22 protein-coding genes are annotated in these 19,461 nt (G+C 53.8%); 9 read left to right on the plus strand and 13 right to left on the minus strand.

What is annotated here, in order from left to right; all coding sequences use genetic code 11:
* Nucleotides 1–4: 4 nt before the first annotated feature.
* From pdxY to anmK, 5 genes are all read right to left on the minus strand, one after another.
* Nucleotides 5–865 carry a pyridoxal kinase PdxY gene (pdxY, locus tag COO59_RS04370; protein ID WP_103058614.1) on the minus strand — a complete coding sequence of 287 codons (861 nt, stop codon included), beginning with the start codon at nucleotides 863–865 and terminating at the stop codon, nucleotides 5–7.
* A 57-nt stretch (nucleotides 866–922) separates the two neighbouring features.
* On the minus strand, nucleotides 923–2,197 hold the full coding sequence (gene tyrS, locus COO59_RS04375; RefSeq protein WP_103058615.1) for a tyrosine--tRNA ligase: 1,275 nt from the start codon (nucleotides 2,195–2,197) through the stop codon (nucleotides 923–925).
* Nucleotides 2,198–2,329: 132 nt separating this feature from the next.
* Nucleotides 2,330–2,986 carry a pyridoxamine 5'-phosphate oxidase gene (pdxH, locus tag COO59_RS04380; RefSeq protein WP_103058616.1) on the minus strand — a complete coding sequence of 219 codons (657 nt, stop codon included), beginning with the start codon at nucleotides 2,984–2,986 and terminating at the stop codon, nucleotides 2,330–2,332.
* A 56-nt stretch (nucleotides 2,987–3,042) separates the two neighbouring features.
* Nucleotides 3,043–3,357 (minus strand): MliC family protein, encoded by a 315-nt coding sequence (locus tag COO59_RS04385; protein ID WP_103058617.1) that lies wholly within the window; start codon nucleotides 3,355–3,357, stop codon nucleotides 3,043–3,045.
* Nucleotides 3,358–3,376: 19 nt separating this feature from the next.
* Nucleotides 3,377–4,495: an anhydro-N-acetylmuramic acid kinase gene (gene anmK, locus COO59_RS04390; RefSeq protein WP_103058711.1), complete on the minus strand. Its 1,119-nt coding sequence runs from the start codon at nucleotides 4,493–4,495 to the stop codon at nucleotides 3,377–3,379.
* 288 nt (nucleotides 4,496–4,783) lie between these two features.
* Here anmK and slyB point away from each other — a divergent pair, with 288 nt between their 5' ends.
* Nucleotides 4,784–5,251: an outer membrane lipoprotein SlyB gene (gene slyB, locus COO59_RS04395; RefSeq protein WP_103058618.1), complete on the plus strand. Its 468-nt coding sequence runs from the start codon at nucleotides 4,784–4,786 to the stop codon at nucleotides 5,249–5,251.
* Nucleotides 5,252–5,301: 50 nt separating this feature from the next.
* Here the strand turns inward: slyB and slyA are convergent, their stop codons facing one another.
* From slyA to COO59_RS04415, 4 genes are all read right to left on the minus strand, one after another.
* The gene (gene slyA / locus COO59_RS04400; RefSeq protein WP_165786484.1) at nucleotides 5,302–5,745 is read right to left on the minus strand and encodes a transcriptional regulator SlyA; all 444 of its coding nucleotides are present in this window, start codon (nucleotides 5,743–5,745) and stop codon (nucleotides 5,302–5,304) included.
* Nucleotides 5,746–6,312: 567 nt separating this feature from the next.
* Nucleotides 6,313–6,834 carry a superoxide dismutase family protein gene (gene sodC, locus COO59_RS04405; RefSeq protein ID WP_103058619.1) on the minus strand — a complete coding sequence of 174 codons (522 nt, stop codon included), beginning with the start codon at nucleotides 6,832–6,834 and terminating at the stop codon, nucleotides 6,313–6,315.
* Nucleotides 6,835–6,926: 92 nt separating this feature from the next.
* Complete coding sequence (locus COO59_RS04410) at nucleotides 6,927–7,823, minus strand: aldo/keto reductase (RefSeq protein WP_103058620.1); 897 nt, start codon at nucleotides 7,821–7,823, stop codon at nucleotides 6,927–6,929.
* Nucleotides 7,824–7,894: 71 nt separating this feature from the next.
* Nucleotides 7,895–8,164, minus strand: coding sequence for a DUF1289 domain-containing protein (locus COO59_RS04415; protein WP_165786485.1), 270 nt, complete (start codon nucleotides 8,162–8,164; stop codon nucleotides 7,895–7,897).
* Between the two features lie 176 nt (nucleotides 8,165–8,340).
* Here COO59_RS04415 and eptA point away from each other — a divergent pair, with 176 nt between their 5' ends.
* From eptA to rnt, 4 genes are all read left to right on the plus strand, one after another.
* On the plus strand, nucleotides 8,341–9,969 hold the full coding sequence (gene eptA, locus COO59_RS04420) for a phosphoethanolamine transferase EptA (RefSeq protein WP_103058621.1): 1,629 nt from the start codon (nucleotides 8,341–8,343) through the stop codon (nucleotides 9,967–9,969).
* A 38-nt stretch (nucleotides 9,970–10,007) separates the two neighbouring features.
* Nucleotides 10,008–10,598, plus strand: a complete 591-nt coding sequence (locus tag COO59_RS04425) for a TetR/AcrR family transcriptional regulator (RefSeq protein ID WP_103058622.1) — start codon at nucleotides 10,008–10,010, stop codon at nucleotides 10,596–10,598.
* 129 nt (nucleotides 10,599–10,727) lie between these two features.
* Nucleotides 10,728–11,135, plus strand: coding sequence for a lactoylglutathione lyase (gene gloA, locus COO59_RS04430; protein WP_103058623.1), 408 nt, complete (start codon nucleotides 10,728–10,730; stop codon nucleotides 11,133–11,135).
* A 99-nt stretch (nucleotides 11,136–11,234) separates the two neighbouring features.
* The gene (gene rnt, locus COO59_RS04435) at nucleotides 11,235–11,915 is read left to right on the plus strand and encodes a ribonuclease T (protein WP_103058624.1); all 681 of its coding nucleotides are present in this window, start codon (nucleotides 11,235–11,237) and stop codon (nucleotides 11,913–11,915) included.
* Nucleotides 11,916–11,980: 65 nt separating this feature from the next.
* Here rnt and COO59_RS04440 read toward each other — a convergent pair whose 3' ends face one another.
* A complete protein-coding gene (locus COO59_RS04440; RefSeq protein WP_205960846.1) occupies nucleotides 11,981–12,316 on the minus strand; it encodes a Grx4 family monothiol glutaredoxin in 336 nt (111 codons plus the stop codon).
* 358 nt (nucleotides 12,317–12,674) lie between these two features.
* On the opposite strand from COO59_RS04440, the gene COO59_RS04445 reads away from it, so the two are divergent.
* Nucleotides 12,675–13,487, plus strand: coding sequence for a C40 family peptidase (locus COO59_RS04445; RefSeq protein WP_103058626.1), 813 nt, complete (start codon nucleotides 12,675–12,677; stop codon nucleotides 13,485–13,487).
* Between the two features lie 60 nt (nucleotides 13,488–13,547).
* Here the strand turns inward: COO59_RS04445 and cydH are convergent, their stop codons facing one another.
* Entirely contained in the window at nucleotides 13,548–13,637 is a 90-nt protein-coding gene (gene cydH, locus COO59_RS04450) for a cytochrome bd-I oxidase subunit CydH (RefSeq protein ID WP_103058627.1), read from the minus strand.
* 285 nt (nucleotides 13,638–13,922) lie between these two features.
* On the opposite strand from cydH, the gene purR reads away from it, so the two are divergent.
* On the plus strand, nucleotides 13,923–14,948 hold the full coding sequence (gene purR / locus COO59_RS04460; protein WP_103058629.1) for an HTH-type transcriptional repressor PurR: 1,026 nt from the start codon (nucleotides 13,923–13,925) through the stop codon (nucleotides 14,946–14,948).
* A gap of 35 nt (nucleotides 14,949–14,983) precedes the next feature.
* Here purR and punR read toward each other — a convergent pair whose 3' ends face one another.
* Complete coding sequence (gene punR / locus COO59_RS04465; RefSeq protein WP_103058630.1) at nucleotides 14,984–15,892, minus strand: DNA-binding transcriptional activator PunR; 909 nt, start codon at nucleotides 15,890–15,892, stop codon at nucleotides 14,984–14,986.
* Between the two features lie 111 nt (nucleotides 15,893–16,003).
* Here punR and punC point away from each other — a divergent pair, with 111 nt between their 5' ends.
* Both punC and cfa read left to right on the plus strand, forming a co-directional pair.
* Nucleotides 16,004–17,206 (plus strand): purine nucleoside transporter PunC, encoded by a 1,203-nt coding sequence (gene punC, locus COO59_RS04470; protein WP_103058631.1) that lies wholly within the window; start codon nucleotides 16,004–16,006, stop codon nucleotides 17,204–17,206.
* A gap of 293 nt (nucleotides 17,207–17,499) precedes the next feature.
* Complete coding sequence (gene cfa, locus COO59_RS04475; protein WP_103058632.1) at nucleotides 17,500–18,648, plus strand: cyclopropane fatty acyl phospholipid synthase; 1,149 nt, start codon at nucleotides 17,500–17,502, stop codon at nucleotides 18,646–18,648.
* A gap of 57 nt (nucleotides 18,649–18,705) precedes the next feature.
* Here cfa and COO59_RS04480 read toward each other — a convergent pair whose 3' ends face one another.
* Nucleotides 18,706–19,356, minus strand: a complete 651-nt coding sequence (locus COO59_RS04480; RefSeq protein ID WP_103058633.1) for a riboflavin synthase subunit alpha — start codon at nucleotides 19,354–19,356, stop codon at nucleotides 18,706–18,708.
* Nucleotides 19,357–19,461: the final 105 nt, after the last annotated feature.

The following is a 19,461-nucleotide window of genomic DNA, read 5'->3' on the forward strand; positions in this document are numbered from 1 at the left end:
CGGATTACAGTTTCTCAGCGGCAAAGTGCTGCTGAGGCTGCGCAATACGATCCTGTGCCGCCACCAGCTGCAGCTCATATTCGCCCATTTCATGGGTTTTCAGCATCACTTCATACACCGCAGCAGTGATATGCTCCAGCGACTGCTTCAGCGTCTCGCCCTTCAGCAGATTCACCAACAGCAAGCCACTGGTTAAATCGCCGACGCCTACCGGCTGCCTGACGCCAAAATCGATCAGCGGACGGCTGATATGCCAGGCTTCCTGCGCGGTGACCAGCAGCATTTCAAAGCGATCGCTACGGCGTCCGGCGCGCGCCAGATGCTTAACCAGCACAATTTTTGGCCCTTGCGCAATCAGCTGACGTGACACTGTCACCGCTTCTTCCATCGTCGCCACGCTGCTGCCGCTCAGCATTTCCAGCTCCAGCAGGTTAGGCGCGATAATATCGCTGGCAGGCAGCGAGGATTTGCAGTGAAACTCCGCCACGCCCGGCGCCACGATGCAGCCCTTTTCAGGATGGCCCATAACCGGATCGCAGAAGTACCAGGCGTTGGGATTGGCCTGTTTGACCTGGCGAACAATCTCCAGAATCTGTTCGCCCTGTTCGGCGGAACCGAGATAGCCGCTCAGGACGGCGTCGCAGCTTTTTAAGCGATCAATATCGGCAATGCCCTTAACGATGTCGGTCAGATGCGAGGCCGGCATTACGGTGCCGGTCCAGTGCCCATATTGCGTATGGTTAGAAAACTGGACGGTATTTAACGGCCAGACGTTCGCGCCCATGCGACGCATCGGGAATTCCGCCGCGCTGTTGCCAGCGTGGCCAAAAACTACGTGAGACTGAATAGCGAGAATATTTTTCATAGTAAACCTGCACAGCCTTGCCAAAAAATAAGGCCGGTCGAACCGGCCTTTTTACGCTTATTTCCAGCACACCAGACAGTAGTGCTTTTTACCGCGACGCAGCAAAGTATAGCGGCCAAACAGCTTATCGCCGTCGCTGAAGCGGTATTCCGCATCAGACTGTTTTTCACCGTTAACCGTGACCGCGTTAGAATTGATCATGGTGCGCGCCTGGCCGCGTGACGGCACCAGCTCCGCTGTAACCAGCGCCTGCTGAAGATCGGCTTCGGCATCCAGCATAATGGTCGGCATGCCATCCTGCGCCAGCTGCTCGAAATCCGCTTCGGTCATGGCGCTCAGGCTGCCGGAGAACAGGCTTTGCGTAATACGCTGGGCGGCGGCCAGCCCCTCTTCGCCATGCACCAGACGGGTGACCAGCTCGGCCAGTACATATTGGGCGCGCGGCGCTTTACCGCTGTTCTTATCTTCTTCTTCCAGCGCATCGATCTCTTCAATGCTCATAAAGGTGAAGAATTTCAGGAAGCGATAAACGTCCGCATCGGCGGTATTGATCCAGAACTGATAGAATTTGTACGGGCTGGTTTTCTTCGCGTCCAGCCAGACCGCGCCGCCTTCCGTCTTACCAAATTTGGTGCCGTCAGATTTAGTGATCAGCGGCACGGTCAGGCCAAACACCTGATTTTGATGCAGACGACGCGTCAGATCGATGCCGGAGGTGATATTGCCCCACTGGTCAGAGCCGCCAATCTGCAGCGCCACGCCATAGCGTTCGTTCAGGCAGGCGAAGTCATAGCCCTGCAGCAGATTGTAGGAGAACTCGGTAAACGAGATGCCCTGATCTTCACGGTTCAGACGCTGCTTCACCGCCTCTTTGTTAATCATCTGGTTAACAGAGAAGTGTTTGCCAATATCGCGCAGGAAGGTCAGCACGTTCATGCTGCCGAACCAGTCATAGTTGTTAGCCGCAACCGCGCTGTTTTCGCCACGGTCGAAATCCAGGAACGGGGCGACCTGCTGGCGGATTTTTTCTACCCATTCATTCACTGTTTCAGTCGTGTTCAGCTTGCGCTCTGCCGCTTTGAAGCTGGGATCGCCAATCAGACCGGTAGCGCCACCCACCAGCGCCACCGGCTTATGTCCTGCATCCTGGAAACGTTTCAGACAAAGCAAAGGTACCAGATGGCCCAAATGCAAGCTGTCGGCGGTGGGATCGAAGCCGCAATAGAGAGCGATCGGCCCTTGCGCCAGTCTCTCTGCTAACGCATCCTCGTCCGTTACCTGGGCTATCAGGCCCCGCTCTTGCAATTGTTTAATCAGGTTACTGCTGGTCATTAAAGACTCCATGTTGTAACGACTGCACCTATGCTGGTACACAGCTTTCCGCTGACGTGCGGAGAAATGAAGCGTATAGAATAAAGCGCCGTTGCCGCCAGCGCCAGCGCCTCAGGCGGTTATTTAGTGAATTCAGGGCGCCAGCCGATCGATTTTCCAGCGCTCACCGTCGCGCTGATAGAAAAAGCGATCGTGTAGCCGGTTTTCGCCGCCCTGCCAGAACTCCATTGCGTCAATTTTTATCCGAAACCCGCCCCAGAAGCTGGGCAGCGGCACTTCGCCCTGACTGAATTTCTGTTTCAGCTCAAGAAATTTACTTTCCAGTACGCCGCGCGCTGAAATGCGGCTCGACTGCTGCGAAACCCAGGCGCCAATTTGACTATCGCGCGGGCGGCTGTGGAAATATTTCACCACCTCCAGCGTCGATAGTTTTTCCACCTCTCCCAGCACCATGACCTGACGCTCCAGGAAATGCCAGGGAAACAGCAGGCTCACGCGCGGGTTATTGGCCAGCTGCTGCGCCTTCCGGCTGCCAAGGTTGGTATAGAAAATCATGCCGCGCTCGTCGTAATGTTTGAGCAATACGATGCGCTGATAAGGTTGCCCCGTGGCATCGACCGTCGCCACGCACATCGCGGTGGGGTCAGGCAGCTGGGCATCACAGGCCTGACGCAGCCACTGTTCAAATAACGCCAGCGGCTGTTCGGGCAGATCGTTACGACGCAGGCCGCCGCGAGTATATTCACGGCGCAAATGGGCAATCTGTTGCAAACTGTCGTTGTCACTCATAAGGATCCCACCATAGCAAAGGGGGGCCGCTATTGTGCTATTCCCCCTGATAATATTCAACGCGCCTGCGTTGTCTGCAGCTGGCAATCATTCACGATAACGCGCTGATTGCGTTCAATAAAGGCGCTGTCGCCCCTGGACCAGAAACTGTAGGTGCCATCGCTGTAGCGCACGCCGGAGGCGGACACCTGTTCGGTTAGCATCAGCGGCTGGCCGTCCATGATTAAATGCGCCTGCTGTTGCGCGATTTTTACCGTCAGCGGCAGCGTGCCGCACAGATAGTGTAGCGTCTGCTCATCCTGCTGGCGTTTGCCAAACAGGCCGCAGCCGGCCAGCAGCAGGATCGGGAGCAACGTTAGATTTTTGCGCATGTTATCTCCTTGCGATATGTCACAATAGCGGCCGATTGGCCGGATAAATAGCGCCCAGCACGCTGGCTTCACGGGCGCCGGTAACCGAGGGCAGATTGCCCGGCAGCCCGGATAAGGTGCGATAAGCCAGCCAGGCGAAAGCGAGCCCTTCCATATCATCGCCATTAATCCCGACTTTATCAGTCGTCGAGACTTCAGTGCCGGCTAACAACGCGGCCAGACGCGCCATCAGCAGCGGATTACGACAGCCGCCGCCGCAAACCAGCAAACGATCGCAGCCACCGCTCAACAGCACCTGCTCGCTGATGGTAGCCGCCGTCAGCTCCAGCAGCGTTGCCTGCACATCCTGCGCAGCCACGGCTGGAAAGCGGCCGAGCTGCTTTTCGATCCAGCCAAAGTTAAAATATTCTCTGCCGGTGCTTTTGGGTGCCGGCAGCGCAAACCAGCCGTCACTGAGCATCTGCTTTAATAGCGGCAGAATGACCTTTCCGCTGCCTGCCCATGCGCCATCCTTATCATAAGGCAGACCCTGATGACGCCAGATCCACGCATCCATGAGCATATTGCCAGGGCCGGTATCGTACCCGCCTGGCGCTCTGCCGGGGATCAGCACGGAAAGATTCGCGATACCGCCGATATTCAATACCATTCGACGCTCCTGCGGATGCATCAGCAGCGCCTGATGAAAAGCGGGCACCAGCGGCGCGCCCTGCCCGCCCAGCGCCATATCGCGCCGACGAAAGTCGCCGACCACGGTGATGCCGGTCGCGGCGGCAATCTGGTTATTGTCGCCTATCTGCAGCGTGTTGGGCGCATCGCCATAAGGCTCATGCCATACCGTCTGGCCGTGACAGCCGATAGCGTTAATAGCATCGGCGCTCAGGTTTTGCTGCTTCATTAGGGTTAACACCGCTTCGGCAAACAGACGGCCAAGACGCGTATCCAGCTGCCCCAGCTGCGACAGCGTCAGGTTTTGTCCCTGATTGATCGCCAACAGCTGCTGGCGTATCGCCGGCGGCAACGGATGACAATAGCTTGCCTGTTGTGCCACCATCTGTTCATCAATCACGGCTAACACCACATCCACGCCATCCAGGCTGGTACCGGACATCACGCCAATATAGCGTCCCGATTTCATCATGCGACCTTACTTCCGCTATGGAAGAATATTCAAACAGCCCTCAGCCTGGCAAAAAAGGCAGGGTAATTCTATGATTAATTGTTGTTTTTTATGTACGACCCGACGCTTTTACATTCAGCATATGTTTTTTTGCTGGCATAATTGAATCTTTGTTTATCCGATACGGTCTATGCTCAGCCCTCGTCTTTTTTCATTATTTTAAAACAGGCGCAGGTTCTGCCGTATAATTAGGTCATCTGTGGCTGTCTTTTTGTTGCAGTCAACAATCATGAAAGGAGCTTTATAATGATGAAGCGTTTATTAGTTGTGGCGCTGGCAGGCATGACGCTGGCAGGCTGTGCTAACACGGATACGCTTTCCGGTGACGTGTACAGCGCTAACGAAGCTAAGCAGGTGCAGAGCGTGAGCTACGGGACGCTGGTATCCGTTCGCCCGGTTAAAATTCAGGGCGGCGATGAGAATAACGTTATCGGCGCTATCGGCGGCGCGGTACTGGGCGGTTTCCTGGGTAACACGGTAGGCGGCGGCACCGGTCGTAGTCTGGCTACCGCCGGCGGCGCGGTACTGGGCGGCGTAGCCGGTCAGGGCGTACAGAGCGCGGTGAATAAAGCGGACGGTGTGGAACTGGAAATTCGTAAGGATGACGGCAACACTATTATGGTGGTACAGAAACAGGCCGCCAGCCGTTACTCCGTAGGTCAGCGAGTGGTACTTGCCTCAAACGGCAGCCAGGTTACCGTTTCTCCGCGTTAAGGCTTGCTCATTAAAAAACCGACGCAAAGCGTCGGTTTTTTAATCCTGCATCACTCACTTTTCTTGTGCAGTTCAGCGATGTTTTTCTCCAGGCGCGCGATAAGCGTAATCAGCTGATCGACTTCGCGTTTCGAAATGCCCGCTAAAATATCATCACGCGTGGCATCGATCACATGTTCCACTTCTTCGATGACAGGCTCCGCCGCTTTCGTCAGTTTGATGCGTTTCGCCCGCCGATCGTTAGCGCAGGTACAACGCATAATCAGCCCTTTCTCTTCCAGCTGATCTAACGTACGCACCAGTGAGGGCTGTTCAATACCGATAGCTTTAGCCAGCTGAATTTGTGACTGATGCGGGGGTAATTGATGAATGTTATGCAACGTAACCCAATGAGTTTGCGTCAGTTCCAGTGGTTTAAGACGTTGATCGATCAGCGCACGCCAGATGCGCACTAAGCGTGCTAAATCCGTTCCTAATGGCGTATCCAATTTCATCTCCTTATAATTAGCTTGCTAGCAATCAAGCGTGATTTTAGTCTATTTTGCGAGTTTAACGGGCAAAATACAAATTCAGCACGCTGTGTAAAGGATATTCGTTCCTGATGCAAACACCTTGCATCTCTGTGTAATTGAGGATGGCTCTGTTGGCGTATCCTGCTGTTTAGCAATCTTTTTCAGATTTCCGCCCATGCAGCCAGGCGTTACTTACCCAGTTAAGTACCGAAAACGCAGGAGCCAGAGGGCTATCAATTGGGCGGGTAAGTTGGCTACCGCCAATTTTGCTTTGACCGCTCACGGTTGATTTCGTCACGGCCGATCGGCGCGTTGAACGGCCTTTCGAACAGACATTACGCCATAACGTACGGAATATTCCGATACGCGCGCACCGGTAATCATGCCGGGATAGCAAGTTAGATCAATGGGTAACGTCTCAAAGAAGCGATAAAGCGTGCTGAATGGACTATTGATAAGCAAAACTTTGGTGTTTCCCCGGCAAGGGGCCGAGGTAAAAATTGCCCGATCCGCAGATCGGGCATGGCATTACCTGCTGCAGGAGAAAGCTTACTTAATGACGCCGCAGGCGTAACGTGCGCCACCGCCGCCCAGCGGCTGCGGATGATCGCTGTGATTATCGCCGCCCATATGGATCATCAGCGCCTTACCGGAAATTTCACTGATTTTTTTCAGGCGCGGCGCCAGCACCGGGTTACTGGCTGTGCCTTCGGCGCTAACGTACAGCGCCGGGAGATCGCCCAGGTGCCCCTCGCCCCAGGGGCTAAGATGCTTACCGCTATTCTGCGGATCAAAGTGGCCGCCCGCCGCGCCCGCCGGCACGGTTTTCCCCTCGGTAGTCGCGGGCTCGCAGCTGCCATTAGCATGGACATGAAAGCCATGAATGCCCGGCGGAAGTTGCGTAAGATTTGGCGTAAACGTCAGTCCGTAGGCCGTTTCATCGATTTTTACCGTGCCAACGGATGCGCCAATACCCTCTTTGGTCACGCGATGCAGCGTGACTTCTTCACTGGCCGCCTGTGCGTAGCCGCATATCAGCAGCGTCAACGCTGCCAAACCGTAATATTTCATCCAACCTCCTGCAGATTAATGTCAGCTTGCCTCTATAGCCTGGAAGGAAAATCAGGATTTAGCCGAATACGGCAGCGTTTCTTTGCGTTTATTTACGGCACGTCATAGCCCAGCGCGGCTTTGCGAATGCGGAACCACTGCTGGCGGCTAAGCTGGATGGCACCGGCTTTTTGTACGGCGCGCACCCGCTCAATTTTTCCCGAACCGATAACCGGCAACGGCATGGACGGCAGGCGCATGATCCAGGCATAAGCCACCTGCTCCATCGTTTCGGCCCCCGTCTCTTCGGCAACGGCCTGTAGCTCAGCCCGCAACGGCGCAAACTTCTCTTCGCTGAACAGACGACCGCCGCCGAGGCAGGACCAGGCCATCGGCTTAATCCGCAGCTGCTGACACTGATCGAGCGTACCGTCTAATAGCGTTCCCTGATAAAGCGGGGAAATTTCGACCTGGTTAGTCACCAGCGTAAACGGCAGACGTGACTGTAAGAGCGCAAACTGCGACGGCGTAAAGTTGGAAACGCCGAAATGGCGCACTTTACCGCTCTGATGCAGCGCGCTAAAGGCTTCCGCTACCTCATCCGCGTCCATTAACGGATCGGGCCGATGTATCAGCAGCAGATCGAGATAGTCGGTAGAGAAATGGCGTAAGGTGGTTTCCGCACTGCGGATAATATGGTCGCCATCGGTAATATAGTGGCCAAGCGTATGTTCTGGCCTGGCGGTGGTGGCGATGCCGCATTTGCTCACCAGCTCCATCCGGTGACGTAGCGAGGGTTCCAGTCGCAGCGCCGCGCCAAAAGCGGCTTCGCACTGATAATCACCATAAATATCCGCATGATCAACGGTGGTAATGCCCAACTCCAGATGCTGTTCAATAAACCCCGTCAGCTGCTGCGCGGACATTTGCCAATCCATTAACCGCCAGTAGCCCATCACCAAACGGGAAAACTCTGGCCCCTGCGGCGCGATACGCACTCGTTCTGTCATTTTTTTACCTTTGCGACTAACGTTTCAGGCCCGCAGTATACGCTGTCGTCAGAGAAAAAAAGGGGGAAATATCAAAACAGTGACGGTTGTTGGGGTTCTTCGGGGGGAGACGGTTTTTCGCTGCGATGCAGGCGTAACCAGCGCTGCCGGCAGAGGCGCAGCACTTCGCGCTTGCGTGCATCGCTGTATTGCATCCAGTTAAAGCGCTCTTCACGGCTGCGCAGGCAGCCACGGCAGTATCCGCGCTCATCTGACTGACAAATACCGCGGCACGGGCTTGGCACCGGGAAAAATTCAAGCTGCTCTGCCACATCGCCTCCTGAGTAAACGCCTTCTTTCATTCAAGCCATCTTCAGGCTGGAGCGCAAGCCTGGTTCAGAAAATTCATATTATTCGTCAGTAAACGAGCGTTGGACATTTTCGGTCAACTGTCGCTTTATTAAACTTACGTTAAGGTTTTACTAAGCTTTTAAACCTAAGCTGTATAAAACCTTCAACTTTTATATTGTTTATACGAATGCTAAAAAAAATACGCTGTAGTGAATCTTTATTTCTTATCGGTTGCGCACTGTTTTTTACCTTTATCCTTAATGCTCAGTTTATTGTCCGTGCGGCAGAAAGCACTCCCCGGACTCATCTGCATGACTATCTGTTTCTCGCCTCGATTCCGCTGGTGCTGTTTTGCGCCTTTATGCTGATATTTAACCTGTTGGCTTTGCCCTGGATCCGCAAGCCGCTGCTGATTATTTTGCTGCTATGTGGCGCGGCGGCAAATTACTTTATGTATAGCTTCGGTACGGTTATTGACACCAATATGGTGCAAAACGTCTTTGAAACGGATCTGCAGGAGGCGACCGCCCTGCTTAGCCTGCGATACGTGCTGTGGCTGCTGGTGCTGGGGATTATTCCTGCGCTGATAATAGCCGTAACGAAGATTAAGGCGACGCGCCCGTGGTGGTTCGCCCTGGCGATGCGGGCGATATGGTGTATCGGCTCCGTCCTGATTATTTTACTGATCGCCGCCCTGATGTATAAGGATTACGCCTCTTTGTTTCGTAATAACAAAGGGTTGGTAAAAATGGTAACGCCTGCCAATGTGGTAAGCGGCGTCATTAACTATGTTGATAACCGCTGGCTGCAGGGCAGCAAAGAACTGGTGCGCATAGGTCAGGATGCCCATAAAGGTCCGCTGATTAAAGCCGCCGAAAAAAAGACGCTGGTCATTTTCGTGCTGGGCGAAACGGCGCGGGCGGAAAATTTCTCGCTCGGCGGCTACAGCCGTGAGACAAACCCTAAGCTAAAACAGCAGAACGTCATTTACTATCAGCACGCCAGCTCATGCGGGACAGAAACCGCTATTTCAGTGCCCTGCATGTTTTCAGGCATGCCGCGTTCGCAATATAACGCCAACCTGGCGCGACATCAGGAAGGCCTGATGGATGTGCTGGCGCATGCGGGCGTCAACGTGATGTGGCGCGAAAACGATGGCGGCTGTAAAGGCGCCTGCAACCGTATTCCGCATACCGATATGACATTATGGAAACTGCAGAATATTTGCCGCAGCGACTACTGTCTGGATGAAGCTCTGCTGCACCGTTTATCGCACTATATTGATGGCGTTAAGGATGACTCGGTGATTGTGCTGCATCAGATGGGCAGCCATGGCCCCGCTTACTATTTACGCTATCCGCCCGCGATGCGGCAGTTCACGCCAACCTGCGACAGCAAACAGATTCAGGATTGCAATCATCAGGCGCTGGTGAACACCTATGACAATACGCTGCTGTATACCGATTCCATGCTGAGCGACACCATCGATTTGTTAAAATCTTATCAGGATCGCTTTAACGTGGCGCTGATTTATCTCTCCGATCATGGCGAATCGCTGGGCGAGCACGGTATGTATCTGCATGGAACGCCTTATCTGTTTGCTCCCAGCCAGCAAACGCATATTCCTTTTCTGCTGTGGCTCTCTTCCGATTACGCCCGTACTTTTGGCGTTAACGAATCCTGTCTGCGTCAGCATGCGCAGCAGGATGAGATTTCGCAGGATAATGTTTTCCATACGCTGTTAGGGATGGTCAACGTTCAAACCGCTCTCTATCAGCCGCGGCTTGACCTGCTGAAAACCTGTCAGGCGCATTAGGGTTGCATTAGACCAACCGGTCTATTACCCTGAGCGTCATGAGTAAAACGACCCGACATGATACCCGTGAACAGCTGCTCGCCATCGGCGAGCAGCTCTGTTTGCAGCGCGGCTTTACCGGCATGGGCCTGAGTGAACTGCTCAGTCAGGCCGGCGTGCCGAAGGGATCGTTTTATCACTATTTTCGCTCTAAAGAAGCCTTCGGCGTCGCCATGCTGGAGCGCTATTTCAGCGCTGTGCGTCACAGTATGCTGATATGGTTTGATGCGCCACTGCCGCCGCGCCAGCGCCTGCTGGATTATTATCGCCAGGCGGAACAGCGCTTTCGCGAAACCGGTCATATTGAAAACTGCCTGGCGGTTAAAATTTCCGCCGAGGTTTGCGACCTGTCAGAAGAGATGAGGCTGGCGCTGGAACAGGGCACCGCCGCTCAGATGGCGATCCTGACCACGACGCTGCGCGTTGCCGTTACGCAAGACGAACTTCGCCTGAGCTGTTCACCCGACGTCATGGCGCAGACGCTTTATTCGCTCTGGCTCGGCGCCAGCCTGCAGAGCAAAATATGGCGCGATGGCAGTGCATTAACCCATGCGCTACAGGCAATTTTACAGCTGTTGCCGGAGAGCTAAATTAAAAAAAACCGTTTTCAAGACGACTGGTCTACTCATTACCGGCGCCGGTTTTCCCGGTTGGAAACAGGCGGCTATACTAAGCTTTTTTGACCGTTATCGGATGATAACCCCCCTTTGGAGACTATTATGCGCTTACTTCATACTATGCTGCGCGTTGGCGATATGCAGCGTTCCCTTGATTTTTATACCCGCGTGCTGGGCATGCGTCTGCTGCGCGAAAGTGAAAACCAGGAATATAAATATAATCTGGCGTTTGTTGGCTACACCGACGAAAGCGAAGGCGCGGTGATTGAGCTGACCTATAACTGGGGCGTTGATCAATACGATCTCGGCAACGCCTATGGTCACATCGCTCTTGGCGTGGATGATGTCGCCGCCACCTGTGAAACCATTCGTCAGGCGGGCGGCAAGGTTACCCGCGAAGCTGGCCCGGTCAAAGGTGGCAGCACCGTTATCGCCTTTGTAGAAGATCCGGACGGATATAAAATCGAACTGATTGAAAATAAACACGCCGGCCACGGCCTCGGCAACTAAGTTTTGGGCGCCTGCAGGCGCCCTGCTTTTTCCCGCTGCTGCAACCCCTGCCGAAATTTGCCATAATGCGCGCTGCATTTTTTCGCCAATGAGATCCTGATGTCTGAATCGAAACAACTGAACGCGTTATCTGACCGCTTCCGCGGGTTTTATCCGGTGGTGATTGATATTGAAACCGCCGGATTTAATGCCAGAACCGATGCACTGCTGGAAATTGCCGCCGTTACGTTGAAAATGGATAACGATGGCTGGTTACAGCTCGACCAGACGCTGCATTTTCACGTAGAGCCTTTTGAGGGCGCGATTCTGCATCCGGAGGCGCTGGCGTTCAATGGTATCGATCCTGATAATCCGCTGCGCGGCGCGGTTAATGAATATGATGCGCTGCACGCTATCTTTAAGCAGGTGCGCAAGGGCATGAAAGATCAGGGCTGCAACCGTGCCATCGTCGTGGCGCATAACGCTAATTTTGATCACAGCTTTATGATGGCCGCTGCCGAGCGGACCGCGCTAAAGCGTAACCCTTTTCATCCGTTCGCCACGTTTGATACCGCAGCCCTGAGCGGGCTGGTCGTCGGCCAGACGGTGCTGGCGAAAGCCTGTAAGGCGGCGGGCATCGCCTTTGACGCCAGCCAGGCGCATTCGGCGCTGTACGATACCGAGCGCACGGCAGAACTGTTTTGCGAACTGGTAAACCGCTGGAAACGCCTGGGCGGCTGGCCGCCGCTGCCGGTCGCCGAACAGCAGCCCGCCGATGCACAGACCACCGACAGCGAATAACGTCATCGGCAAGCGTAAAAAAGGGCGCTCAGTGCGCCCTTTGCTGTGTTAAGCGGGATGAAAACTTATTCCGCTTCTTTATATTTTTCCGCCGTTTCTTTAATCAGCGTCTGCAGTTCGCCGCGCTGGAACATTTCAATCACAATATCGCAGCCGCCAACCAGTTCACCATCAACCCACAGCTGCGGGAAGGTCGGCCAGTTAGCATATTTCGGCAGTTCAGCACGAATGTCGGGGCTTTGCAGAATATCCACATAGGCGAAGCGCTCACCACAGGCAGAAAGAGCCTGAACCGTCTGCGCAGAAAAGCCGCAGCTTGGTAACTTTGGCGAACCTTTCATATAGAGCAGAATCGGGTTTTCTGCGATCTGGCGCTGAATTTTTTCAACAGTACTCATAATTGCCTTCCTTAAATAGCATGCTTCGTGTCTATTGATTGTAGCGACTGTAGCGGGTCGCTGAAAACGACATTTTCTGTAAGGTTAAATAACGCAGGTTATTGTACCGTGTCGTCAGGCCAAAATAACGTCAGTCAGGGGGATTTTATTCGCCGATGATTAATACCTGGCAATAACTTTGCTGAGTTAAGCGCCTGTTTATGCTTATTTTTACATCTATATGCATTTAAATTTTACTTCACTGAAAAAGGCTTTATCTTTTCGGAAAAAGTTCGATTAGAATTGGCCTCCAGGAATCTGCCTCTGTGGCAGAAATAAGATTAACCTTGCGCTATCACTGCGCTTTGAGTGTAACCACACCATGCGTTTATTGATTACGCTTTTTATGCTGGTCGTTGCCCAACTGTTTTTTAACGTTGCCCAGGCGTCGCCGCAGGCGCCGGTTAAGGCCAGTCAGCATAAAGTTGATAAAAAAACCGCTCGCGACGACGATCGACGTAAGCGTCGGCCGATAAAAACGGCCAGTAAAAAACCCCGTCCGGTCAGCGTTGAAAAAAACAAGCTGAAGAAAAAAAGCAAGACTGCTGCCGTAGCCACAGCCAGCGCGAAAAAAAGCCGCGCATCGGCGAAAACAACCGCCAGCGTGAAAAAAAACAACGGCAAAAATAGCAAACAGCGCTATGGCCGCCAGCGTGGCGATAAAAAAACGGCGCAGATCGCTAAGCGCGGCGGGCCGCTGGAAATGAGCAAGGCGCACCGTGAACGCTATCAAAAAGCGCGTGAAACGGCGATGAATAAGCTGATGAGCCAGTTAGGTAAGCCTTATTTATGGGGAGGAACCTCGCCCCATACTGGTTTCGACTGCAGCGGTCTGGTCTGGTACGCCTACAAAGATGTGGTGCGATTTAAAATTCCCCGTACCGCGAATGAAATGTATCACCTGCGCGATGCGGCCCCGATTAACCGTGAAGCGCTGGAAAAAGGCGATCTGGTGTTCTTCCGCATTAATAACCGCGGCGCGGCCGATCACGTTGGCGTTTATCTGGGCAACGGCCGCTTTATTCAGTCACCGCGTACCGGTAAAGATATTCAGATTAGCCAGCTTGACGATGATTACTGGCAGCGGCACTACGTTGGCGCGCGCCGCGTAATGACGCCGCGTACGATCCGCTAACGCTGTTGCGCAACAAAAAAGCCTGGCATAAGACAGGCTTTTTTATTCTTCGCGCTGCGATCAGTGCATTACGGCGGTGAAGCTAAACGCAATAATCATCAGCAATGCCACAACCGTGGTGCCTATTGATAGTTTTAGATCCGTATTCATCCATCCCCTCCTTTAACCACACAAAAAATAGCGGTATAGATTTTCCCATACTCCCTGGTAAAAATCTCGTTTTCTTTGCGCCAGCTTGATAGAATCCCCGCCTTGCGTTGCGCAACGACGAAAAACCACCGTTGCTGACCCTTTTTTAAAGACGTCCCGCCCGTCAGACGTACCTCAGCCTGCATAATGACAACCTATACGCGCGCTGAATGACACTATGTGGGACGCAAACGATTAACATCAGCCTTATCAAACTATTACGATAGGCGCAGGAGTATCTTTTTAATGGCAACAATCAAAGATGTCGCGAAGCATGCCGGCGTTTCCACCACGACGGTATCGCACGTCATCAATAAAACCCGTTTTGTCGCGGAAGAAACCCGTGAGGCCGTGTGGGCAGCCATCAAAGAATTACACTATTCGCCCAGTGCCGTCGCGCGCAGCCTGAAGGTTAACCACACCAAATCGATCGGCCTGTTGGCAACCTCCAGCGAAGCGCCCTATTTTGCTGAGATTATTGAAGCGGTGGAAACGCGCTGTTTCGCCCGTGGCTATACCCTGATTTTGGGCAACGCCCATAACGATTTACAGAAGCAGCAGGCTTATCTGTCAATGATGGCGCAGAAACGCGTGGATGGTCTGTTAGTCATGTGCTCTGAGTATCCTGAAGCGCTGCTGAAAATGCTTGAGGAAAACCGCAATATTCCCATGGTGGTGATGGACTGGGGCGAATCCCGTGGCGATTTTACCGATACCGTGCTGGATAATGCTTTTAAAGGCGGCTATCTCGCCGGACGTTATTTAATAGAGCGCGGCCATCGCGACATCGGCGTGATCCCAGGACAGATGGAGCGCAACACCGGCAGCGGACGTTTTGCCGGCTTCCTGAAAGCGCTGAATGAGGCCAGCATTCCGGTACACGATGAGTGGATTGTGCAGGGAGACTTTGAGCCAGAATCTGGCTACCGCGCCATGCAGCAAATCCTGGCGCAAAAGCAGCGCCCTACCGCCGTTTTCTGCGGCGGGGATATTATGGCAATGGGCGCGATTTGTGCCGCGGACGAGATGGGGCTGCGCGTGCCGCAGGATATTTCAGTCATCGGTTACGATAACGTGCGCAACGCCCGCTATTTTACGCCCGCGCTGACCACGGTACACCAGCCGAAAGAGCAGCTGGGCGAAACTGCCTTTGATATGCTGCTGGACCGAATTATCAGCAAACGCGAAGAGCCGCAAACCATTGAGGTTCATCCCACGCTGATTGAACGTCGCTCCGTCGCCGACGGCCCGTTCCGCGACTACCGCCGTTAACGCGACGGCTCAGGAAAACCGCTTTCCTGAGCCCGTTACTCTTCACGCAGCCATTCCCGGTTGATGGTTTCCGTATCGCCAAGATAGTCCAGCAGCCAGCGCAGCGCGGGTGAACTACTTTGCTCCGACCAGCTAACACAGCAGGGGCTATCGGGGAAAGGCGCCGGTAGCGCCAGCTCCGTTAGCTGACGCGCTTTAAGCAGCGGCGCGGCAAAGTGACCGGGCACCATCCCCACACACAGCCCGGCGCGCAGGCAGTCAAACGCGCTTTCCCAGTCAGGCACCACCAGACGGCGCTGATTATCCAGCGTCCAGGTGGTACGCCGCGGTAACGCGCGCGAGGTATCCTCCAGCACCAGCGACGGCCAGGGGCGAATATCATCATCCTCCAGGCGGGTAGTGACGCTGGCTAAAGGATGATCAACGCTCACCACGCAGCGCCAGTTGAGCGCGCCCATATCGCGAAAGGCAAAGCGTCCCCCAACCGGAATCGCCTGCGTTGCGCCAATCGCCACATCAACCCGTCCGTCCGCCAGGGCATCCCAGACGCCGTTGAAAACTTCCGGCGTAATCAGCAGTTCCATATCCGGGAAATGCCGATAAAAATCGAGCACTAGCTGGCGGGTACGCTGCGGCTTAACAATGCGATCCACGGCGATACTCAGCTGTCCGCGCCAGCCGTTCGCTACCTGCTGGCACTGGCGACGCGTGGCGAGCATTTTTTTGATAACAGCCCGCCCTTCACGAATAAAAAGCTCCCCCGCTTCCGTCAGCACCACGTCACGATGACGGCGCTCGAAAAGCGGTACCGCCAGCCAGGTCTCCAGCTGACGGACGGTATAACTGATGGCAGAAGGTACGCGGTGTAACTCTTCCGCGGCTGCCGAAAAGCTTCCATTGCGTGCTACGGCGTCAACCACTTCCAGTGCATATTCAGACCACATTTTTTGCCTGCAAAAATTTTGATATCAAACGGCAAATTTTAGCGTTTCACATTAAGAAAAACATCCTTTACCCTCGCGCCGTCTGTTCACCTGCTTATAAATGAGAAAGAGATGTCTGGTTCAAAAGGATTTATGCTCTATCTGGCGCTACTCAGCACGCTGGGTTTTCTGGCCACCGATATGTATTTGCCTGCGTTTACCGCCATGCAGGAAAGTTTTCATACCTCTGCTGGCGTGATTAGCGCCAGTCTGACCGTCTTTTTGGGCGGCTTTGCCTGCGCCCAGCTCCTGTGGGGCCCGCTTTCCGATCGTTTTGGCCGCCGGCCGATACTGCTGTCTGGCCTTACGCTGTTTGCGCTGGGCTGTGCGGGCATGCTGTGGGCGGATGAAACCTGGCAGATGCTCACCCTGCGCTTTATTCAGGCGGTTGGCGTCTGTTCTGCGGCGGTGAGCTGGCAGGCGCTGGTGGTGGATCGCTACCGGGGCGCGCAGGCTAATCGGGTGTTTGCCACCATTATGCCGCTGGTAGCCCTGTCGCCAGCGCTGGCACCGCTGCTGGGTGCCTGGCTGCTCAGCCATTTTTCATGGCGCGCGATTTTTCTGGCGCTGTTTATCGTCACGCTACCGCTGCTGTTTGCCACGGCGAACCTGAAAAAAACCGCGTCCGCTTCCGATCCATCACGTCAACGCAGCGGCTTTTTCCGCCTGCTGGCGTCTCGTAGCTACAGTGGTAACGTGCTGATTTACGCCGCCTGTTCGGCCAGCTTTTTCGCCTGGCTAACCGGCTCGCCTTTTATCCTGCACGATCTTGGCCTGAGTCCCGCTGATATAGGCCTGAGCTATCTGCCGCAAACCGTCGCGTTTCTGGTGGGCGGCTTTGGCTGCCGTTCTGCGCTTCAGCGTCGTAGTGGTCGGACGCTGCTGCCGTTCTTGCTTGTTTTTTATGCACTAAGCGTTACCGCGCTGTTTATGGTATCGATTAGCGACCGGGTTACGCTATGGGGACTATTAATTCCCTTTTGCGGCATGGCGCTGGCGAATGGCGCGATTTATCCCATCGTGGTGGCTAACGCCCTGCTGCCGTTCCCGGATGACACCGGCAAGGCCGCAGCTCTGCAGAACTGCCTACAGCTGGGCCTGTGCTTTTTTGCCAGCCTGGCCGTCTCCTCCTGGCTGCGCCATCCGTTACTGACCACCAGCTCGGTCATGCTGGCGACCATTTTTCTGGTCGCGCTGGGTTATGCGTTGCAGTACGCTGCGCGCGGCAGCGCAGCGGGAACTAAAAACGCCGCTAATTCCCCCCTTCCTGATTAAGCGTCGGCGGGCGCTTATATGGTTAGCAAACTAACCATTAGCCGTTGTATATTGCCTTGCGGAAGAATATACTCCTTGCAAGGCAGTGACTTATAATAATCAATGTGCTTTTTCCCCGGCCAGGCTGCACTTTTTCAGGCGCCGACATCGTGCTGGCCAGGACTTTCATTCAGCTTCAATCCTCTGCTTAACGTCGGATATCGGGCACACGGTCTTCCGTGAGATTTCTCACAATCCTGAGAAATTGACTATTCTGTTTCTCAGGTTCGTATCACACAGGTGATGGAGAAGCTATGAGTTCATCGTGCATAGAAGAAGTGAACCTGGAGGAAAACCATTGGTATCGTATCGTCCATGAAATGTTGGAAATGGCTGATATTGAGATCAACGGTAATCGCCCCTGGGATATTCAGGTAAAAAACCCTGATTTTTTTAAACGTGTTTTGCAGGAGGGATCCCTCGGCCTTGGCGAGAGTTATATGGATGTCTGGTGGGAGTGCGAACGGCTTGATATGCTTTTTCATCGCGTATTAAAGCACAAGCTGGATCAACAGCTTCCTCATCATTTCAAAGATACTTTACGTATTGCGGCGGCGCGGCTGACGAATTTACAGTCGAAAAAACGCGCGTGGATGGTCGGTAAAGAGCATTACGATTTAGGTAACGATCTTTTTTCGCTGATGCTTGATCCCTTTATGCAGTACTCTTGCGGCTACTGGAAAACCGCACAAACGCTGGAAGAGGCGCAGCAGGCTAAGCTAAAAATGATCTGCGAAAAGCTACAGCTGAAGCCGGGCCTCAGGGTGCTTGATATTGGCTGCGGCTGGGGCGGCCTGGCTGAGTTTGCCGCTCGTCATTATGGCGTTACGGTCGATGGCGTTACGATTTCTGCCGAACAGCAGAAAATGGCGCAGCAGCGCTGCGAAGGGCTTGACGTTAATATTCTGCTGCAGGATTACCGCGATTTGGATGGCCAGTATGACCGCATCGTTTCCGTAGGCATGTTTGAGCACGTCGGTCCCAAAAATTACGCTACCTATTTTAACGTGGTCGATCGTAACCTGAAGCCGGATGGCCTGTTCCTGCTGCATACTATCGGCGCGATTAAAACCGATATGAATGTCGATCCGTGGATTGATAAATATATTTTCCCCAACGGCTGTTTGCCGTCGGTACGTCATATTGCCGAAGCCAGCGAACCGCATTTTATTATGGAAGACTGGCATAATTTCGGCGCCGATTATGATACGACGCTAATGGCATGGTATGAACGTTTTCAGCAGGCCTGGCCGCAGCTGGCAGAGAAATATGGCGAGCGCTTTAAACGTATGTTCACCTATTATCTGAACGCCTGCGCCGGCGCGTTTCGTGCGCGTGATATTCAACTGTGGCAGGTCGTATTCAGCCGCGGCGCCGAAGGCGGATTGCGCGTACCGCATTAACGCTATGCCGCGCTAACAGAAAACAGGCAACCGGGTTGCCTGTTTTTTTATGCTTGCTTACTGCCCGCCGTTGTTTTGCAGCGTGGCCGCCAGCGCCGCTTCGCGCTGTGCCAGCACGCGTTCAACCGTATCAACAATCGCCTGCGTATGCGGATCGATTTCAATATTAACCCGCTGCCCCAGTCTTTTGACGCCCAGCGTGGTACGCATCAGCGTCTCCGGGATAAGATGCACGCAGAATTTCGTTTTGGTCACATCGCCCACGGTCAGGCTGATGCCATCAATACCGATAAAGCCCTTGTGAAGGATATATTTCAGCAGCGTGCTGTCCTGCGGTTTAAACCAAACTTCACGATTATTTTCTGCGTTGATAACCTTGCTGATTTCAGCCGTGGTCATAATATGGCCAGACATTAAATGACCGCCAATTTCGTCGCTGAATTTCGCCGCACGCTCAATATTTACCACGTCGCCCGGCTGCAGATCGCCAAGATTGGTAATGCGCAGCGTCTCTTTTACCAAATCGAAGCTGACCCGATCGCCATTAATTTCGGTAACGGTCAGACAGCAGCCGTTATGCGCCACCGAAGCGCCCAGTTCCAGGCCTGGTAATAACGCCGGCGGCATTTTAACAATATGAGTGCGAAAGTTAGTTTTTTCTTCAATGGCAACCACCTCTGCGGTGCCCTGCACAATTCCGGTAAACATAGATCGGCCTCAGTCAGTTTTTACTGATATTAACATACTCTCCACCGCAGAGCAGACCAGCAAAGGCGCGAAAAGCGTCGCCCACGAGCTATAAAATGCGGTTTC

The sequence above is a fragment of the Mixta theicola genome (assembly GCF_002895925.1).
Classification (GTDB): Bacteria; Pseudomonadota; Gammaproteobacteria; order Enterobacterales; family Enterobacteriaceae; genus Mixta; species Mixta theicola.

Coding starts and splice junctions, on each gene's coding strand:
- purR (WP_103058629.1), top strand. CDS start 13,923: ATGGCAACAATCAAAGATGTCGCGAAGCATGCCGGCGTTTCCACCACG.
- anmK (WP_103058711.1), bottom strand. CDS start 4,495: ATGAAATCGGGACGCTATATTGGCGTGATGTCCGGTACCAGCCTGGAT.
- punR (WP_103058630.1), bottom strand. CDS start 15,892: ATGTGGTCTGAATATGCACTGGAAGTGGTTGACGCCGTAGCACGCAAT.
- COO59_RS04410 (WP_103058620.1), bottom strand. CDS start 7,823: ATGACAGAACGAGTGCGTATCGCGCCGCAGGGGCCAGAGTTTTCCCGT.
- sodC (WP_103058619.1), bottom strand. CDS start 6,834: ATGAAATATTACGGTTTGGCAGCGTTGACGCTGCTGATATGCGGCTAC.
- COO59_RS04480 (WP_103058633.1), bottom strand. CDS start 19,356: ATGTTTACCGGAATTGTGCAGGGCACCGCAGAGGTGGTTGCCATTGAA.
- cfa (WP_103058632.1), top strand. CDS start 17,500: ATGAGTTCATCGTGCATAGAAGAAGTGAACCTGGAGGAAAACCATTGG.
- pdxY (WP_103058614.1), bottom strand. CDS start 865: ATGAAAAATATTCTCGCTATTCAGTCTCACGTAGTTTTTGGCCACGCT.
- punC (WP_103058631.1), top strand. CDS start 16,004: ATGTCTGGTTCAAAAGGATTTATGCTCTATCTGGCGCTACTCAGCACG.
- rnt (WP_103058624.1), top strand. CDS start 11,235: ATGTCTGAATCGAAACAACTGAACGCGTTATCTGACCGCTTCCGCGGG.
- slyA (WP_165786484.1), bottom strand. CDS start 5,745: ATGAAATTGGATACGCCATTAGGAACGGATTTAGCACGCTTAGTGCGC.
- pdxH (WP_103058616.1), bottom strand. CDS start 2,986: ATGAGTGACAACGACAGTTTGCAACAGATTGCCCATTTGCGCCGTGAA.
- cydH (WP_103058627.1), bottom strand. CDS start 13,637: ATGAATACGGATCTAAAACTATCAATAGGCACCACGGTTGTGGCATTG.
- COO59_RS04415 (WP_165786485.1), bottom strand. CDS start 8,164: ATGAAAGAAGGCGTTTACTCAGGAGGCGATGTGGCAGAGCAGCTTGAA.
- tyrS (WP_103058615.1), bottom strand. CDS start 2,197: ATGACCAGCAGTAACCTGATTAAACAATTGCAAGAGCGGGGCCTGATA.
- slyB (WP_103058618.1), top strand. CDS start 4,784: ATGATGAAGCGTTTATTAGTTGTGGCGCTGGCAGGCATGACGCTGGCA.
- COO59_RS04425 (WP_103058622.1), top strand. CDS start 10,008: ATGAGTAAAACGACCCGACATGATACCCGTGAACAGCTGCTCGCCATC.
- COO59_RS04445 (WP_103058626.1), top strand. CDS start 12,675: ATGCGTTTATTGATTACGCTTTTTATGCTGGTCGTTGCCCAACTGTTT.
- eptA (WP_103058621.1), top strand. CDS start 8,341: ATGCTAAAAAAAATACGCTGTAGTGAATCTTTATTTCTTATCGGTTGC.
- gloA (WP_103058623.1), top strand. CDS start 10,728: ATGCGCTTACTTCATACTATGCTGCGCGTTGGCGATATGCAGCGTTCC.
- COO59_RS04385 (WP_103058617.1), bottom strand. CDS start 3,357: ATGCGCAAAAATCTAACGTTGCTCCCGATCCTGCTGCTGGCCGGCTGC.